Origin of the sequence: Streptosporangium sp. NPDC000239 (genome assembly GCF_040300765.1) — a bacterium.
GTDB lineage: Bacteria > Actinomycetota > Actinomycetes > Streptosporangiales > Streptosporangiaceae > Streptosporangium.
Map to the genome: position 1 here is coordinate 364655 of NZ_JBEPEI010000002.1, position 17529 is coordinate 382183.

The following is a 17529-nucleotide window of genomic DNA, read 5'->3' on the forward strand; positions in this document are numbered from 1 at the left end:
GGGCCGCGTGCAGATCACCTGTGATGAATTGTGAAGGTTTCGCGCACTCCGCCCGGCCCCCTGACCGACTTCCGGCGCCGATTCCGGCGCCCCGAGCGTCTCGGACATCTCTGATATCTCCGACATCACGGCCAGAGGGCGCGGGCGTGGCCGGAACTACATGAGCACCATCCGGTGGCCGGTGACGCGGTAACCCAGCCGGGCGAACGAGGCGGCCATGGGGACGTTGCCCAGGTCGGTGTTGTCGTAGACCTGGGGCTCACCCTCCGCGGCGAAGATGTGCAGCGCCTCGGTGACCAGATCGCCGGAGTAGCCGTGGCCACGGTGCGCGGGATCGACCCCGACGTAGCCGACCGTCGCCGAGCTGTCGTTGCGGGTCGGCATCACGACGCCGACCAGCGCTCCGGACGCGTCGTGAGCCAGGCGCCAGCGGGAGCGCCCGCCGGGATACCCCGCGAGCGCCGTGAGGGTCTCCCTCGCCGTCGCCTCGGCCCCCTTCTCGGCGCTGGTGCGCCGGTCCCAGGAGTCGAGACTGTCCCCGGCGACCCTGGCGAGCAGGCCGAGCACGGTCTCGTCGTCGTCTGCCGGGGTGAAGGTGAGACGGACCGACCTGGGTGGCAGACCGTACTCGGGAAGCCAGCGCAGGTTGAGCCGTTCGACGGTCCTGCGCCAGCCCAACCGCTCGGCGGCGTCGATCCGGTCGGTCGCGTCCGCCAGCGCGTCCGGCTGCTCCTGCCAGCCGACGGGCAGGAACAGGTGGTACTCGGGCCGGGTGTCCCCTTCGGGAAACAGCCCCGTAAGGGCGGCCTCCAGCAGGGCGGCGCCCGTCTCGACCCGGTCGTCACCGTGGCCGGGGTCGAACCAGTCGAGAAAGGCCGGACGGTCGGAACCCTCAGGGGCCCAGAAGGCTGCACGCGCGACCACCTCGTCGCCACGCGACGCGACCCAGACCCACCCCGACCGGTAGCCGAGCTCCTCGAAGGGCCGGGGACGCAGGCCGACTCCCGATGCGGGCACCGGACCGTAGCGGTGGAACAGGGGGAACTCGTCCGCCTGGAGCGGACGGAACAGCAGATCGGACATGTGAAACTCCAGAAAGCATGTGCGCCTCCCGGATCTCAGGTGGTCTGCCACCCAAGACGGGGACGCGTGATCAGATCGGTGGGCATCTGTTCCTCACTCCTTTCTTTCCAGGGCCGGCCTCCTGAGGACCGGCGGGCAGACGTTAACCGGCCGAGCGACCCGCGCTCAACCGGATAAACCGGCCTCCGAGCGGGGTGCAGCCGCCTCCCCGGAACCGTCACCGTGGGCATCACGCCGACAGAATGGCCCGATCCGGGAACGGCCGTCGGCACCGAATCCCGTTCTGTGGATAACTCCGCACCCCGTGCGCGGCCACCTTTCGTTTCAGCAAGTCCTCATTCATTGGTTCATATGGCGCTAAGTGGCTATGTTGCTGTCCGCGATGGGACGGCGAACGGGGTGGGTGGGATCGACACTCAAGTGCTAGCGGGCCGCTATCGGCTGCTCAACCCCCTCGCTGAGGGCGACACGGGGGCGGTCTGGCTCGCCGCTGACGAGATGCTCCGCCGTGACGTGGCGGTCAAGGAGGTACGGCTCCCGCCGGGCCTCGACCCCGTCCGGCGGCAGGAGGCGTGCGCCTCCGTTCTCAGGGAGGCCAACCTGGCCGCCCGCCTCAAGCACCCCTCGATCGTGACCGTCCACGACGTGGTGATCGAGCACGAGCGTCCCTGGCTCGTCATGGAGCTGTTGTCCGGAGCCTCCCTTGAGGAGACCGTCAGCAGACGGCAGCCGCTGCCTGTGCACCAGGTCGCCAGGGTCGGCGTGGGAATCCTCAGCGCGCTGGCCGCCGCGCACGCCGCCGGGGTCGTACACCGGGACGTCAAGCCGGGCAACGTCTTCCTCACCCGCACCGGGCGGGCCGTACTGACCGACTTCGGCTTCGCGGCGGTCGAGGGAGAGGAGACGGCCGGACGCACCGGCCAGCTGATCGGCTCCCCCAACTACATCGCCCCGGAACGCCTGCGCGGCGAACGCGGCGGCCCCGCCTCCGACCTGTGGTCGCTGGGCGCGACACTCTACTTCGCCGTCGAGGGAACACCCCCGCACCCGGCGGAGAGCCCCGTGGCGGCGATCGGCCGGGTGCTGACCGACCCCGCCAGACCTCCCGAGCGGGCGGGGCATCTCGGCCCGCTGCTCATGCGGATGCTCGCCCCCAGGGCCGAGGAACGGCCCTCCTTCGAGGAGGCCGCCCGCATCCTGCAGGAGATCGCCCTCGGCCGCCCCGGCGCCGAGGTGGCCGTCGTCTCCCCCGCCCCCGAGTCCCTCCCCCCGGCGGAACCCGAGGCGGCGCCCGTCCCCGCGGGCAACCGCGGGCGCACCCTCGTGTGGGCGGCCGTCGAGGTCACGGCGGTCGTCGCGGTCATCGCGGCGACCACGGGGGTGGCCCACTTCGCCTTCGGCCGTACGGTCCAGCAGGGGCCGCCCAGGCTCAGCGAGAAGCCGGGCGCCTTCACCGTCCCGGTGGACCTGTGCGAGCTGATCTCCGCGGCCGACGTCAAGAAGCTCCTGCCCGCCGTGAAGGCCCCGGGCAAGCCGACCAACCAGGGAGGCTGTGAGTGGATGAGCCCTGGAATCGGCCTTGACGTCCAGCCCGCTCCCCCCGGCAAACAGTGGGGCAAGAGCCCACGCCAGGCCCACGAACTCTTCGTCAACCAGCGCAACGGCACACTGCCCAGCGGGCAGATCGGGTGGGGCTGGTCCGAGATCGGGGCGGTCATGCACTCGGCCAGGACCACGGGGCCTCTCACGGTCAAACCCGTGGGTGACGAGGCGTTCGGCTACGACCTGTACGACAACAGGAAGACCGGCAGGCTCGAACAGAGCCACGTGGTCCTCCGCGTCGACAACCTGGTCCTCGACGTCACCTACACGGTGGTCAACGGTTCCAAGGACGGTCCCGCGATCCAGGCGGGCGCCCACACCGCAGCGACCTGGGTCGCGCAGGCACTGAACAAGCAGAAAGCGAGAGGATGAACCGTCCAGACGTCCCGGACTCGCAGGGCAGGCGCTCGGGCAGGCACGCGGTGAACGCGCCCGGTTCCGCGGTGCTCGAACAGTCCTCACTGGAGCAGGTGGTCGAGCGGGCCGGACCGTTGACCCCTCAGCAGGCCGCCACCATCGGCCTGGCCGTACTGGACCAGCTCGTGGCCGTGCACAACCGGGGGATGCTCCACGGTGACGTGCGTCCGGGTTCGGTGCTGATCGGCCCCCGCGACCATGTCACCCTCGCGACGCCCACCCTGCGTTCCCCGGCGTTCACCGCCCCCGAGGGGGTGACGGGCCCCGCGGCCGACCTGTGGTCACTCGGCGCGACCCTCTACACCGCCGTCGAGGGGCGCGCTCCCTCGCCCGGCGGGTCCCTGGACAACGCGGGGATGCTGGGCTCGGTGCTGTTCGCGCTGCTCTCCGGCGACCCCGCCCAGCGGCCCGAGCCCGGGGTGCTGCGCAACACCCTGCTCGACCTGTCCCGCAACGGCGGCCACACCCCGTTGCCGCCGGTCCGCGCGGACGCGGTGCCTCCGCCGTCCCCCTGGGCGGCCTCCACGCCCTTCCCCGCGGATCTCCCGACGATCCCCCCGGCCTCCTCCTACCCCTCGGACCCGTTCTCCTCCGGCCCCCTCTCCTCCGGGGCGTTCACCTCGGGGCCCTCCGAGGCGTTCACCTCAGGGCCCTCCGAGGCGTTCACCTCAGGCCCCTTCACCTCGGGCCCGTTCAGCTCGGGCCCGTTCAGCTCGGACCCGTTCTCGTCAGGACCGTCGGGGCCGTCGGGATCGTCAGTGCCGCCGGGACCGCCGCGCTCTCCAGGGGCGTCAGGAGCCCAGGGAACACTGGAACCAACAGGACAATCAGGACCGTCCAGTCCCCAAGAACACTCCCAGAACGGCCCTGAGAACAGCCGTCAGGCCGAGACACGACCCGGGCCCCAGCCTGAGCCACTGTCTGAGCCGCTGTCTGAGCCGCTGCCCGAACCACCGACCGGAGCGGTACGCGAAGCAGTGCCCGGAGCACCGTCGAAACCGCTGGCCGAACTGCTGGCCGGGCCGCCGCCGGAGTCACCGCCGCAGTTCGAAGGGGCCATCCCCACCTCGCCCTTCCCGAACCAGCCCCAGAACCCGCATCCCCAGCCGCAGACCCCGGCACCGCGGCTCCCTGCGCCCCAGGCTCAGCAGGTCCAGGCCCAGCAGATCCAGGTCCAGCAGCCCCAGCAGGCACCCGCCCCGCGTGAGCCGGTTCCGGTGTCGCCGATCCAGGAGAGCGCGACGCGACCGCCCACATCGGCGCGGCGTTCCTCCGGGGTGCTCGTGCCCCGCCCGATCGTCGGGCTGACCGGCGGGTTGCTCCTGGCCATGGCGGTCACCATCGGTGTCCTGCTCTCCCAGCGGATCGGCGCCCCCGTCGAGGCCGAGGCCCGCGCCCCCGGTCCCGGCGGCGCTCTTTTCGCCTCCGCGCCCAGGGCGTGCAGCCTGCTGGACGACAAGCAGGCCGCCGAGGTCGTGCCCGGCTTCCGTAGCTCCGAGGTCGAGCCCTCCTCCTGCGACTGGCTCGCCTCGCTCGACCTGCACAAGCCGGGCGTCGAGAAGTTCGACCTCAGCGTACGGCTGGTCGCCCAGAAGCAGGACGCCTCCGGGGTGGCACGCGCCAAGCAGTACCTGTCCGGAAAGCGGCAGGACATCCTGGAGAAGATCAAGGTGCTCACCCCCAAGCCCACGACGCCGAAGGCCCTCCAGGGAGTCGGTGAGGAGGCCTTCAGCACCGGGGTCTTCAACCAGTACAACCTGTACGGCGGGGCGTACCGGGTCACCGTGGTCCTCCGGATCAGCAATCTGGTCGCGGAGATCGACTACAGCCGGTACGGCGTCAAGAACGACTCGGACGGCCAGATCGCGGCGGGCGCGGAGAAGGTCGCCCGCTGGCTCAGCACCTCTCTGAAGACCAATGGCTGACCAGGCGCCGCCCGTGCTCGCGGGCCGTTACCGTGCGCTCGACCGGCTGGGCGCGGGCGGGATGGGGGTGGTCTGGCGGGCCAGGGACGAGCTGCTGCACCGCGAGGTCGCGATCAAGGAGGTGCTGCTCAACCGGAACCTGACCGAGGCCGAGCGGGTGGAGGCGTACGAACGCACCCTCCGCGAGGCCAGGGCGGCGGCCCGGCTGAGCCACCCGTCCATCGTGGCGGTGCACGACGTCATCGCCCAGCAGGGGCGCCCCTGGATCGTGATGGACCTCGTCCGGGGCCGTTCCCTCGACCGGGTGATCCGCGCCGAGGGACCGCTGCCGCCCCGGCGGGTGGCCGCGATCGGGGTGGCGGTCCTCGACGCGCTGACCATGGCGCACGGCAGGGGCATCATGCACCGCGACGTGAAACCGGCCAACATCATGCTCGCCGACGACGGCGGGGTGCTGCTGACCGACTTCGGCATCGCGACGGTCGAGGGGGACGCCCAGCTGACCTCGGCGGACTCGCTGGTCGGCTCCCCCGGGTACATCGCCCCCGAACGGCTGCGCGGCGACGACAGCCCCGCCGCCGACCTGTGGTCCCTGGGCGCCGCGCTCTACGCCGCCGTCGAGGGGCGGGGGCCGTTCCAGCGGGGTGTCCCGGTGGCGACCCTGGGCGCGGTGCTGACCGAGCCGACCCCGTTCCCCGCCCGCGCGGGGGACCTGGCTCCGGTGCTGCTGGCTGTACTGGAGAAGGATCCCCGGCTGCGGCCCGGTGCGGCGATGCTCCGTACGGCGTTGCAGCGGGTGGCGCAGGGGCTGCCCGCGGGCCCGCTGACCCCCGCCGAGCCGGTCACCGAACCCGGTGGAGCCTCGCGGCGGGCGGGGCGGATCAGGACCGGGTGGCTCGTCGGAGGCGGGACCGCGGTCGTGGCGGCCGTGGTGACGACCGCCGTGCTGCTGGCCACCGGGGGCACGGCGACGCCCTCCCCCTCGCCGTCCCCGTCCGGGACGACGGCGGAGGCGGGCGCGGGGCGGTTCTCGGCGGATCCCGACCCGTGCTCCATGCTCGAACCCGCCCAGGTCCGCACCCTCGGCCCCACCTCGGCCCCGTTCTTCGTCAAGGCCAAGGGGGACGAGGAAGCGTACTGCAGCTGGTCCGACCCCTCGGACGGCCCCGCGCTCAGGGTACGGTTCGCCCGTAAGACCCCGGTCTCCGGGAAAACGGCGCCGGAGGTCGCCCACGCGTTCTTCGTCGCCGAACGCGTCAAGTCCAAGGCCGACGAGGGGACCTCCCCCGCCGGCTGGGTCGGCCCGCTGCGCGATGTGAACCGGGTCGGCGCCGAGGCGTTCGCCTACGACATGGGCGTCCTCGACCAGGCGCATGCCGTGATCCGCTTCCGGATCAGCAACCTGCTGGTCGAGGTCAGCCTGTCGGAGAAGGCCAAGCGGGTGAGCCCCGAACTGCGCGCGCGGAGTCTTCGCGCCGCCAGATTCGCCGCCGAGGAGCTGAACAGCCGTGACTGACGTGTCCCCCGATCCCGGTCTGCTGGCCGGGCGTTACCGGCTGCTCGAACGCCGTGACCACACCGGCACCTCGTGGCGGGCCCGCGACGAGCTGCTCGGCAGGGAGGTCACGATCGCCGAGGTACGGCTGCCGCCTCCCGGCCCCGTCCGTGACCGGCTCCTCGCCCAGATCCGCGCGGCGGCCGACCTCAGGCACCCCGGGGTCACCACCCTGCACGACGTGATCTCGGCCCCCGACCGGATGTGGCTGGTCGCCGAGGCGGTGACGGGCCGTTCGCTGGTCCAGATCGTCAGGCACGAGGGTCCGCTTCCCCCCGAGCGGGCGGCCGAGGTGGGCCTGCGCGTGCTGGACGCGCTGAACGCCGCCCACGAGCGGGGCGTCAACCTGGCCGCGACCCCCGACACGGTGGTGCTCGCCGCGGACGGCCGGGTCGTGCTGACCGGCATCCTGAACCCCTCCGGCGCCGACGAGATGCGGGATCTGGGCACCACCCTGTTCACCGCCATGGAGGGCAGGGCGCCGAGCACCGGGTCGGTGACCGTCCCCAGGATGGCGGACGGCTCGCCGCTCGCCGCCCCCTCCGACCTCACCGGCGGGGTGACCACGGGCTCGGGCGTGCTGGCGCCGATCGTCGAGGGCCTGCTCGCGGCCGACCCTTCCCAGCGTCCCGACGCGACCTCGGTCCGTCTCGCGCTCGAACAGGTCTCCCCCAAGCCCGCGAGGTCGCCTCTCCGGTCCCCGCTCGTCATCGCGGCCGTCGCGGCCGTGGTGCTCGCGGTCGCCGGAGGGGTCGTCTGGGGTCTGACCCGCTCCTCCGCGCCCGTGGTCGAGGTGGCGCCGTACGTGGACCCCGGGCCCTTCGCCGGGAAACCCGCCGCGAAGGGGCTCTTCACCGCCGAGCAGCTCGGGCAGCTCGGTGTGAGGACCGATCCGACCGGCCCCGACGATCACCTCATCTGGGGTACGGCGAACGACAACGATCCGGGGAACCTCAAGCGTCAGCTCGCCGTCGAGGAGAAGCTGTATCCGTCGGCGGCCGAGGCCTCCGAGGCACTCGCTCGCCGCGTGGCCACGGCCGCCAAGAAGCGGACGAACGACTACGGAAGCGCGCAGACTCCTCTGAGGCCCGTCGGTGGGCTGGGCAACGAGGCCGTCGTGGGCGAGGTCTCCGGGGGTGGTTACTCGGTGACCGTGATCGTCCGGGTCAACAACCTGCTGCTCTTCGTCCAGTACCAGAACTCCGCCGGTCCGGCCGATGAGGAGATCATGCGCAACGCCCTCACCGCGGCCAGGTGGGGGGTCGAGTCACTCACCCGGGACCACTGATCCCGGCCGGGCCAACACGATATATCTCGGATGGAACCCGGGAGGGCGCCCACGCGTTGGACAGGAGACGCACAATGAACGACAGGCGGGGCGAGCGCTCCGCGTTCGGAGGATGTTGACGATGTCGCCGGTCCAGAAGTACCTGCTCGGCGCAGGCGCGGTGGTGTTCCTGTCGTGGCTGTTCCTGCCCGGTCTGCTGTTCACGCTCGTGGTCCTGGGCGTCATCGCCGCCCCGATCGTGGGCTACCTGATGCTCGACCCGTCGCAGCGCGCCAGGCTCAAGCGCGCCCGCAAGCGCGGCCTCGGACGATAGCCGGCGGACGGGCCGCGGCACCCCCGCGGCCCCGCCCGTCCATCAGGGCCGGCCATGAGAGGCCGGTCAGGCCGCCGCGAGCTCGGCCTCGACCCGCCGGGTGACCTTGCGCTCGAAGACGAACGACAGCAGCGGGACGGTGCCCGCGAGCATCACGCCCACGATGTACGGCCACGACCAGCGGGCCTTCATGCCCAGGTTCATCGCGGCCACGAGATAGAGCATGTAGAGGAACCCGTGGATCGGGGAGACGACCCTCGACGGCCCGGCGATGTCGAAGCCGTACCTGAGCACGATGCACGTGACCAGGACGAGCAGCATCACGCCGACGACGTACGCCAGGATGCGAAAGGGCTTGAGGGCGGATTCCACGTCATCTACCTCGGTCTGGGAGTTCGGGACACTAAACGATATGTCGGCTTCCGCGGGCCCTAGGCCGCGGCGGGCTCGGGTTCCTGCTCCCGCTCCGCCGTACGGCTTCGCACCATGTCACGCAGGAAGTGCCACCACATGAAGACCGCGAAGAGACCGAAGATCCACCACTGGGCGGCGTAGGCGAGGTTGCGCCAGGAGAAGCCGCCGGGCTCGGTCGGCGGGGCGACGGCGACCGGCTTGACCGCCACGGCCGGGGCCGGGCTGTGGGCGGTGGCGATCACGAACCCGTCCCGCAGTCTCACCCCGCGCCACAGGTTGACCAGCTCCGCCGACGAGACGGTGAGCACCTGCCCCTCGGGCAGCCTCTCGCCCCCGCGCCGCACACTGTCGGTCGCCTCCGAGGGCTTCAGGCGCCCGGTCACGGTCACCGTCCCCGACGGTACGGCTCCCGCCCCGGCGGCGGGGTCCGTGGCCCCGGGCACCCAGCCGCGCACGACCGGGACGGAGGTGCCGTCGCCGAGGTCGAGGGGGGTGAGCAGCCACGCCCCGCCGTCCCGTCCGGCGACCAGCAGCTGCCTGGAGGCGTCGTAGGTCCCCGAGGCGGTGACCCTGCGGCTGACCGCCTCGCTTGTCATGTGCCTGCCGGGCTGGGTGAGGGTCGCGACGGCGACCGGTGCGGGGTCCTGCGCCGCCTGTGGCCTGCCCGAGTCCTCGAACACCCCCAGCTGCCAGCGGCCGAGCAGCCCGCACACGACGAGCGCTCCGATCGCGAGCAGGTGGAGCACCAGCGCGCGAGGAGAGAACAGGGTCCGGAGCATGACACCACGCTATCCGCCCGACCCGGTGGTCCTGTCTTCAGCATCGCCCACCGAATACCCAAGCACCATGGATGCCTACGAAAGTGACATGAACCGGTAGTGACGCGGTCATGGATGTCGCTAGAGTCAGCCCCATGTCTGAACCTCAGATGGACCCTGCGGGCAACACCCAGCAGTTCAAGGCGTTCGCCCAGCGTAACGAGCCCGAGGCCGCGCCCGCCGGGCGGTCGCTGCTCACCCCGATCCTGATCGTGGTCGGAGTCCTGATCGTGGCGGTCCTGGCCTTCCTCCTGTTCCGCTAGGGCCGCTCCCCCCGGGGCCACCCTGACAGAACGCAGCGCCGACGGCATTCGCCATCGGCGCGTTTCGCGTTCTCCGGGGCCGGGAGGTCGTCAGCGGCGCCCGCTCACCACCAGCGCACTGCCGCCCCCTCGCCTGACCGGCTCGGCGACGGCCTGGACCCTGCCGCCGCCGAGGAACTCAAGACCGGTCGCCGCGCCGATCTCCGGGTTCAGCACGAGGCTGTGACCCCTGGCCGTCAGTTCGGGGCCGTAGCGATCGATGAAGCCCTGCTCCGCCTGGGTCTGCGCGGTGTTGCGCTGGGTGGCGCGCGGCGCGGCCAGCGCCTGGGGCAGCGTCATGCCGAAGTCCCAGCGGTTGACCAGGATCTGCAGCACGGTGGTGATGATCGTCGAACCGCCGGGCGAACCGACCGCCAGCAGCGGCTCACCGTTCCTCAGCACGATCGTCGGGGCCATCGAGGAGCGGGGCCGCTTGCCGGGACCCGGCAGGTTGGGGTCGCCGGGGGCCGGGCCGAAGGTGAAGTCGGTCAGCTCGTTGTTGAGCAGGAACCCCCGTCCCGGGACGACGATGCCGTTGCCGCCGGTGGACTCGATGGTGATGTTGTAGGCCACGACGTTCCCCCACCGGTCGGCCACCACCAGGTGGGTGGTCTCCGGCCCCTCTGCGGGAATCGGCTTCGCGCTCTCCTGCGGTACGGCCCGGCACGCCCCGTAGGAGCCGTCCGGGTCACCGGGCGCGGCCGGGGCGGGGATCGCCCGCTCCCCGATCAGGCAGGCGCGCTCCTTGGCGAACCCCTCCGACAGCAGTTGCCCAAGCGGCACCCCGGGGATGTCGCCGACGTACTTCCCCCGGTCGGCGAAGGCCAGCTTGGAGGCCTCCAGATACTCGTGCGCCCCGACCCCGGGCAGGGCCTGCAGGATGTTGAGCGCCTCACCGACCGTCGAACCGCCCGAGGAGGAGGGCGCCATGCCGTAGACGTCCATGCCCTTGTAGGTGACCTTGGTCGGCCGACGTTCCACCGCCCGGTAGGCGGCCAGGTCGGACAGTTCCATCAGGCCGGGCCGTACGGTCCTGGTCGAGCCGGGGGTGACCGGCGGCCGTTTGACCGTGGCCACGATCTCGGCGCCGAGACGCCCGCCGTACAGCCAGGAGCCGCCGCGCCTGCCGAGCTGCCGGTAGGTCTCGGCCAGCTCCGGGTTGCGGAAGGTCGAGCCGACCGCGGGTGGCGCGCCCCCGGGGAGGTACAGCCTGGCGGTCGAGGTGAAGTCCTTGAACCGGGCGGCGTTCGACGCCGTCTGGTCGTGGAAGGTCTGGTCGACCGTGAACCCCCGTGAGGCGACCTCGATCGCGGGCCTGAGCGCCTGACCGAGCGAGAGCGTGCCGAACCGCCTCAGGGCCAGCTCCCACTGCGCGACGCTGCCCGGGACCCCGGCGGACAGGCCGCTGGTCACCGCGTCGTCGAACGGGACGCCCTCCAGCGAGGAGGACCGCATCGCCCTCGGCGCCGTCTCCCTGCCGTCGATGGTGTGCACCCTGCCGTGGCGGGCGTCGTAGTAGACGATGTAGCCGCCCCCGGCGAGCCCGGCCGAGTACGGCTCGGTGACGCCGAGCGTGGCCGCGCCCGCGACCGCGGCGTCGATCGCGTTTCCGCCCCTGCGCAGCACGCCGAGCGCGGCTCTGCTGGCGTCCAGGTCCACGGTCGCGACCGCGCCGCCGTACCCCTCGGCGACGGGTTGTTTCTCCTGCTGCGGGGCCGCGGTGGCGGGCCGTACGAGCAGGACGGAGCTTCCCGCCAGAATCGCGGCGGCGAGCACGGTTGAGCCTCGACTGATCATGTTGGCCTCCCGCAGCCCAGCTTGACTCAGTTGACCGCCCATGTCAGCCCCCCTCCTACGCCCGGCGGTGTAGTGCCGTCTGCCGCCGGGGGCGGACGCGCAGGTCAGGGCCGGGACGTAAAGTGCTCACCGTGCGCGTCACCCGCCTTCCCCTTCCGCTGCTGCCGTTCCTGGTGGCCGTCGTCCAGGTCGCGGGCAGCACCGGGGCCCAGTGGAACCAGCTGCACAGCGCCGGGCTGATGCGGGTCCCGCTGGACGCCGTGGGATACGCGCTGCTGCTGACCGGCCCCCTCGCCCTGACCGTACGGCACCGTAACCCCGTCGTCAGCTTGGCCGTGACCCAGGTCGCGACCTGGGCGTACGTCGTCCTCGGATACTCCTACGGCCCCGTCTTCGCCAGCCCGGCCATCGCGCTCTACTGCGCCGTCTCCGCCGGGCACCGCAGGGCCGCCTGGCTGACCGGCGGGCTGATGTACGCCTTCCTCCTGTCCTACGCGACCTGGGCCGCCAACCTGCCGATCCCCTCCTGGTACCACAACCTGGCCGTGGCGGCCTTCATCGGCGTGGTGCTGGCGGCCGGCGAGTACACCAGGGCCAGGCGCGAGCGGATCGCCGAACGGAGGCGGGTCGAGGCCGAGGAGTCCCGGCGGCAGGCCAGCGAGGAGCGCCTGACCATGGCCCAGGAGCTGCACGACGTGCTGGCGCACAACATCTCCCTCATCCACGTGCAGGCCTCGACCGCCCTGCATCTCATCGACGACCACCCCGAGCAGGCCCGCACCGCGCTCACCACGATCAAACAGGCCTCCAAGGACGTGCTGACCGAGATGCGCTCGGTGATCAACGTGCTCCGCGAGGGCGCCCCCCGCTCCCCCACGGCCGGGCTCGACCGCCTCGACGAGCTCATCGGACGTGCCGAGCACGGCGGCCTGACGATCGAACGGCAGGTCGAGGGCCGGGTCAGGGCGCTGCCCCCGGGGACCGACCGGGCCGGGTACCGCATCGTCCAGGAGGCCCTGACCAACGCCGCCCGGCACGCCCCGGGCTCGACCGTCACTGTGCTCCTGCGGTACGGCCCGCGCGAGCTGCTGATCCGGGTCACCGACACCGGCGGCGTCGGCACGGCCGAGCCCCTGGGCGGCGGCAACGGCATCCCCGGCATGCGCGAACGCGCCACGGCCCTCGGCGGCACCCTGACCTCGGGCCCGCACGGACGGGGTTTCCGCGTCGAGGCCCGGCTGCCGATCCCGGAGGAACCCGCATGATCAAGATCGTTCTCGCCGACGACCAGGCGCTGGTCAGGGCCGGGTTCCGTGCCCTGCTGGACGCCCAGCCCGGGATGACCGTCGTGGCCGAGGCCTCCGACGGCGCCCAGGCGCTGCGCCTTGCCGCCGAGCACCGGCCCGACGTGGTGCTGATGGACATCAGGATGCCCGGCATGGACGGCCTGACCGCGACCAGGGAGATGCCCCCGGGGCCGCGGATCATCATCCTGACCACCTTCGAACTCGACGAGTACGTCTTCGAGGCGCTGCGCAACGGCGCCAGCGGGTTCCTCGTCAAGGACACCGAGCCGGCCGAGCTCATCCAGGCCGTCCGCGTCGTCGCCGCCGGGGACGCGCTGCTGTCCCCCGGGGTGACCCGCCGTCTGATCGCCGAGTACGCCAGCCGGGCCAAGGCGCCGCACCCCTCCCAGGACCTCTCCCTGCTCACCGATCGTGAACGGGAGGTCCTCACCCTGGTCGGCACCGGCATGACCAACGACGAGATCGCCCAGCGGCTCTTCATGAGCCCCGCGACCGCCAAGACGCACGTGAGCCGGACCATGATGAAACTGCACGCCCGCGACCGCGCTCAACTCGTCGTCATCGCCTACGAGTCCGGCCTGGTCCGCCCCGGCTGGCTGTGATCGTTTTCAGGGAAAACCCATGCCCGCACGGCATGTCGGCGATACCCTGCGTGTTCCCAAGGACACGAAGGGAAACAATCGTGCTCATGATGTCACGACGGCGCCCCGCCACTCTGAGGCCCACTCCCGAAACCGCGTCCCACTCCCTGCCCGGGACGCCACGCGAACTGTTCGAGGCCCTCCCCCAGCTTCCCGGGCTTCGCACCGAGATCATCGACGGGAGACTCATAGTGAGCCCGGTGGGCACCCCCGAACACGGCTGGACTGCGACACTTCTTTCCTACGAGCTGCATCCTCTGGTCAGGGAGCGCGGCTGGCATGCCTACACGGGCAATGTCGACGTCTGCATCGACGGGCCTCGCGACCCCGTGGAGCCCGACTTCGTGCTCGCCCCGCCCGACTGCCCCCGTTGGGGAGAGCGGGAGCTGCTGTCGTCCGGTCTCATCATGGTGGCCGAGATCGTCTCGCCCGGCAGTGTCGCCGACGACCGTGACAGGAAGCCCGGCATCTACGCCCTCGGCGAGGTCCCGGTGATGGTCATCATCGACCCCGTGGCCACCCCGGCGACCGTGACGGTCCTCAGCGACCCCAAGGAGGGGGCCTACCTGACCTCGACCCGGGTCGCGATGGGCTCGCCCGTGCACCTGCCGGAACCGGTCGGCTTCACGCTGGACACCTCGGTCTTCGTGCGCTCCTGAGCGGGTCGTATCCACCCCGGCCCCGGATACGCCCGCGCCGTACGCCGTGATGGGACGTGGGGGCGATTGCCCGTCACGTCCCGCACGGGAGGGTGGGAGACGTCGAAGGAGGTAGAAGATGAACGTTCTCGCCGTGGGTCACGAGGTCGTCGCGGCGGCTCCGCCGTGGGGGTGGCACGTGCCCTGGTGGCCGGTCTTCCCGGTGTTCTGGGTGCTGGTGTGGGCCGGGGTCGCGACGCTGGTGGTGCGGGCCCGGCGCCGGGGTCTGGGGCCGTGGCGGCGTCCTGAGGTCCAGACGCCCCAGGAGGGCACGACGGCGGCGGCCGAGCGGATTCTCGCCGAGCGGTACGCCAGGGGCGAGCTCGGTGCCGAGGAGTATTTCGAGCGGATGTCGGTGCTCAGAAGCGGCGCTCTCTGAGAAGCGCTGGCACCTGGAGACAACCCGGCCGTGACATTCCGCCGTTCGAACTCGGCACTATATGCGGAGAATTGGCGGCCGAAAACGGCTTTCCCGCGCGGAACCGAAGCGCGGGGCCGTACACGGAGAGAGGGGGGCCGTGTCCCGCGCGCCGGGAGCGCGGGGCACGGTCACGGTGTGGAACGGTCAGTCGGCGATGACCTGCGAGACCGGGGTGTACGGCAGGCCGAGGGACTGGGCGACCTGGTCGTTGGTGAGCAGGCCCGCGTGGGTGTTGAGGCCCGGCGCCAGGCCCGCGTCCTGCTGCAGGGCCGACTTCCACCCGAGGCCCGCGAGCTTGACCGCGTAGGGCAGCGTCGCGTTGGTCAGGGCGTAGGTGGAGGTGTTGGCCACCGAACCGGGCATGTTGGCCACGCAGTAGAAGACCGAGTTGTGGACCTGGTAGGTCGGGTCGGCGTGGGTGGTCGGCCTGGAGTCCTCGAAGCAACCGCCCTGGTCGATGGCGATGTCCACCAGGACCGAACCCGGCTTCATCCTGGAGACCAGCTCGTTGGAGACGAGGGTCGGCGCCTTGGCCCCGGGGATCAGCACGGCGCCGATGACCAGGTCGGCCTCAAGGACCTCCTTCTCGATGGCGTAGGAGGTCGAGACGAGGGTCTTCAGCCGCCCCTGGTAGACGGCGTCGATGAAGCGCAGCCGGTCGACGTTGAGGTCGAGGACGGTGACGTCCGCCCCCATGCCGACCGCGATCTGCGCGGCGTTGAGACCGGAGACGCCGCCGCCGATGACGACGACCTTGGCCGGGGCCACACCGGGCACGCCGCCGGGCAGCACGCCCCTGCCGCCGTTGAAGCGCATCAGGTTGTAGGCGCCGACCTGCGGGGCCAGGCGGCCCGCGACCTCCGACATCGGGGCGAGCAGCGGCAGGGTGCCGCCGACCTGCACGGTCTCGTAGGCGATACCGGTGACCTGCTGCCTTAACAGGGCCTCGGTGCACTCGGGGCCCGCGGCCAGGTGCAGGTAGGTGAAGAGCACCTGCCCCTGACGCATGCGGTGGTACTCCTCGGCGATCGGCTCCTTGACCTTGAGGATCATGTCCGCCTCACCCCACACCTCGTCAGCGGTGTCGAGGATCTTGGCTCCGGCGAACAGGTACTCCTCGTCGGTCAGGTGCGAGCCGAGACCCGCGCCGCGCTGGACGTAGACGTCGTGGCCGTGTCGTACCAGCTCGTGGACGCCCGCCGGAGTAGCGGCGACGCGGTACTCGTGGTTCTTGACCTCGGCAGGCACGCCGATCTTCATAATCGGTCCTTTCAGCTTCCAAAGGATGTCACCGCATGGCCCGCTGAACGTGGTGACGTTTCAGCGAATGCCGTGACGATTGGGTGAGATCCATTGTGCTGCTGCCAGGGTGAAGTCAGAGCCGATTCCACGCTTCTGTCAGAACCGACCGCAGAATCGACTCGATCTCGTCGAACTCCTTGGGGCCGCAGATGAGCGGCGGGGCGAGCTGGATGACCGGGTCACCCCGGTCGTCGGCCCGGCAGTACAGCCCGGCCTCGTACAGGGCCGAGGACAGATAGCCCCGGATGAGGCGTTCCGACTCCTCCAGGTCGAAGGTCTGCTTGGTCGTCCTGTCCTTGACCAGTTCGATGCCCCAGAAGTAGCCGGACCCGCGCACGTCGCCGACGATCGGCAGGTCCCGCAGACGTTCCAGGGTGGCGCGGAAGACCGGCTCGTTGCGGGTCACGTGGCCGAGCAGGTCCTCGCGCTCGAACAGGTCGAGGTTGGCCAGGGCCACGGCGGCGGAGACCGGGTGGCCGCCGAAGGTGTAGCCGTGGGCGAACATCTCGGTGCCGTCCTTGAACGGCTCGAAGAGGCGCTCCGAGGCGATCATGGCGCCGATCGGTGAGTAGCCGCTGGTCATGCCCTTGGCGCAGGTGATGATGTCGGGGACGTAGTCGAACTTCTGCCCGCCGAACATGGTGCCGAGGCGGCCGAAGGCGCAGATGACCTCGTCGGAGACGAGCAGGACGTCGTACTCGTCGCAGATCTCGCGCAGGCGCTGGAAGTATCCGGGCGGGGGCGGGAAGCAGCCGCCCGCGTTCTGCACCGGCTCGACGAAGACGGCGGCCACGGTGTCGGGGCCCTCCATCTCGATGGCCCTGGCGACGCGTTCCGCGGCCCAGTGGCCGTACTGCTCGGGGGTCATGCCGGGCACGCCGGTGATCTCGTCGGCGCGGTAGTGGTTGGTGTTCGGCACCCGGATCGAGCCGGGGACCAGGGGCTCGAACATCTGCTTGAAGGCCGGGATGCCGGTGATCGACAGGGCGCCCTGGGGGGTGCCGTGGTAGGCGATCTGGCGGCTGATGACCTTGTGCTTGAGCGGCCTTCCGGTGATCTTGAAGTACTGCTTGGCGAGCTTCCAGGCGGTCTCGACGGCCTCGCCGCCGCCGGTGGTGAAGAAGACCCGGTTGAGGTCGCCCGGGGTCTGCTCGGCCAGCCGCTGCGCCAGTTCCGCGGCCTTGGGGTGGGCGTAGGACCACAGCGGGAAGAAGGCCATCTCCTGCGCCTGTTTGGCCGCGGCCTCGGCCAGTTCGCTGCGGCCGTGGCCCGCCTGGACCACGAACAGCCCGGCCAGGCCGTCGAGGTAGCGCTTGCCGTGGATGTCGTAGACGTAGCTGCCCTCGCCTCGCACGATCATCGGCATCTCCGCGTCCCGATAGGAGCCGTGCCGGGTGAAGTGCAGCCACAGGTTGTCCTGCGCGGCCTTCATGATCGAGGCGACGTCGGTGTTTTCGGGGTGGTTCATGGCGATCTTCCCTCGATGAGCTGGGCTCCCCACAGTCTGCACGCCGAACATCACCTTGCCAAGTGAAAACGTGGCAACAGACTGCAATGACATCGGAATCCGCAATGACATCCCACGACATCAACGAAATCCGCGAGCACGGCCCATGCCGCTCCGGTCTCCGGGTTCCGTCCCACGG

16 protein-coding genes are annotated in these 17529 nt (G+C 71.1%); 10 read left to right on the plus strand and 6 right to left on the minus strand.

Features of this window, described 5'->3' with window-relative positions:
- Window positions 1-156 precede the first annotated feature (156 nt).
- Window positions 157-1083, minus strand: coding sequence for a GNAT family N-acetyltransferase (locus tag ABT340_RS07155; protein ID WP_352009775.1), 927 nt, complete (start codon window positions 1081-1083; stop codon window positions 157-159).
- Window positions 1084-1503: 420 nt separating this feature from the next.
- Between ABT340_RS07155 and ABT340_RS07160 the strand changes: the two genes are divergently transcribed.
- The 5 genes from ABT340_RS07160 (at window position 1504) to ABT340_RS07180 (ending at window position 8183) form a co-directional block, all read left to right on the plus strand.
- On the plus strand, window positions 1504-3057 hold the full coding sequence (locus ABT340_RS07160) for a serine/threonine-protein kinase (RefSeq protein WP_352009776.1): 1554 nt from the start codon (window positions 1504-1506) through the stop codon (window positions 3055-3057).
- On the plus strand, window positions 3054-5027 hold the full coding sequence (locus ABT340_RS07165; protein ID WP_352009777.1) for a protein kinase family protein: 1974 nt from the start codon (window positions 3054-3056) through the stop codon (window positions 5025-5027). The genes ABT340_RS07160 and ABT340_RS07165 overlap by 4 nt, the downstream gene beginning before the upstream one ends.
- On the plus strand, window positions 5020-6543 hold the full coding sequence (locus ABT340_RS07170) for a serine/threonine-protein kinase (protein WP_352009778.1): 1524 nt from the start codon (window positions 5020-5022) through the stop codon (window positions 6541-6543). The genes ABT340_RS07165 and ABT340_RS07170 overlap by 8 nt, the downstream gene beginning before the upstream one ends.
- Window positions 6536-7870 carry a protein kinase domain-containing protein gene (locus ABT340_RS07175; protein ID WP_352009779.1) on the plus strand — a complete coding sequence of 445 codons (1335 nt, stop codon included), beginning with the start codon at window positions 6536-6538 and terminating at the stop codon, window positions 7868-7870. Before ABT340_RS07170 ends, ABT340_RS07175 begins: the two co-directional genes overlap by 8 nt.
- A 121-nt stretch (window positions 7871-7991) precedes the next feature.
- Entirely contained in the window at window positions 7992-8183 is a 192-nt protein-coding gene (locus ABT340_RS07180) for a tail-anchor membrane protein (protein WP_352009780.1), read from the plus strand.
- Between the two features lie 66 nt (window positions 8184-8249).
- Here ABT340_RS07180 and ABT340_RS07185 read toward each other — a convergent pair whose 3' ends face one another.
- Together ABT340_RS07185 and ABT340_RS07190 are read right to left on the minus strand one after the other, a co-directional pair.
- A complete protein-coding gene (locus ABT340_RS07185; protein WP_352009781.1) occupies window positions 8250-8555 on the minus strand; it encodes a DUF3817 domain-containing protein in 306 nt (101 codons plus the stop codon).
- Window positions 8556-8614: 59 nt separating this feature from the next.
- A complete protein-coding gene (locus ABT340_RS07190) occupies window positions 8615-9376 on the minus strand; it encodes an SURF1 family protein (protein WP_352009782.1) in 762 nt (253 codons plus the stop codon).
- A 134-nt stretch (window positions 9377-9510) separates the two neighbouring features.
- On the opposite strand from ABT340_RS07190, the gene ABT340_RS07195 reads away from it, so the two are divergent.
- Entirely contained in the window at window positions 9511-9678 is a 168-nt protein-coding gene (locus tag ABT340_RS07195) for a hypothetical protein (protein WP_352009783.1), read from the plus strand.
- A gap of 90 nt (window positions 9679-9768) precedes the next feature.
- Here ABT340_RS07195 and ABT340_RS07200 read toward each other — a convergent pair whose 3' ends face one another.
- Window positions 9769-11514, minus strand: a complete 1746-nt coding sequence (locus ABT340_RS07200) for a gamma-glutamyltransferase family protein (RefSeq protein WP_352009784.1) — start codon at window positions 11512-11514, stop codon at window positions 9769-9771.
- A 131-nt stretch (window positions 11515-11645) separates the two neighbouring features.
- Between ABT340_RS07200 and ABT340_RS07205 the strand changes: the two genes are divergently transcribed.
- The 4 genes from ABT340_RS07205 to ABT340_RS07220 all read left to right on the plus strand — a co-directional run bounded on the left by ABT340_RS07205 (window position 11646) and on the right by ABT340_RS07220 (window position 14539).
- The gene (locus ABT340_RS07205) at window positions 11646-12779 is read left to right on the plus strand and encodes a sensor histidine kinase (protein ID WP_352009785.1); all 1134 of its coding nucleotides are present in this window, start codon (window positions 11646-11648) and stop codon (window positions 12777-12779) included.
- Window positions 12776-13423: a response regulator gene (locus ABT340_RS07210; protein WP_352009786.1), complete on the plus strand. Its 648-nt coding sequence runs from the start codon at window positions 12776-12778 to the stop codon at window positions 13421-13423. Before ABT340_RS07205 ends, ABT340_RS07210 begins: the two co-directional genes overlap by 4 nt.
- 86 nt (window positions 13424-13509) lie before the next feature.
- Window positions 13510-14121 carry a Uma2 family endonuclease gene (locus ABT340_RS07215; protein ID WP_352009787.1) on the plus strand — a complete coding sequence of 204 codons (612 nt, stop codon included), beginning with the start codon at window positions 13510-13512 and terminating at the stop codon, window positions 14119-14121.
- Window positions 14122-14239: 118 nt separating this feature from the next.
- Window positions 14240-14539, plus strand: a complete 300-nt coding sequence (locus ABT340_RS07220) for an SHOCT domain-containing protein (protein WP_352009788.1) — start codon at window positions 14240-14242, stop codon at window positions 14537-14539.
- Window positions 14540-14725: 186 nt separating this feature from the next.
- Here the strand turns inward: ABT340_RS07220 and ald are convergent, their stop codons facing one another.
- Both ald and ABT340_RS07230 read right to left on the minus strand, forming a co-directional pair.
- Entirely contained in the window at window positions 14726-15841 is a 1116-nt protein-coding gene (gene ald / locus ABT340_RS07225; protein WP_352009789.1) for an alanine dehydrogenase, read from the minus strand.
- 115 nt (window positions 15842-15956) lie between these two features.
- Window positions 15957-17351 (minus strand): aspartate aminotransferase family protein, encoded by a 1395-nt coding sequence (locus ABT340_RS07230; protein ID WP_352009790.1) that lies wholly within the window; start codon window positions 17349-17351, stop codon window positions 15957-15959.
- Between the last annotated feature and the right edge of the window lie 178 nt (window positions 17352-17529).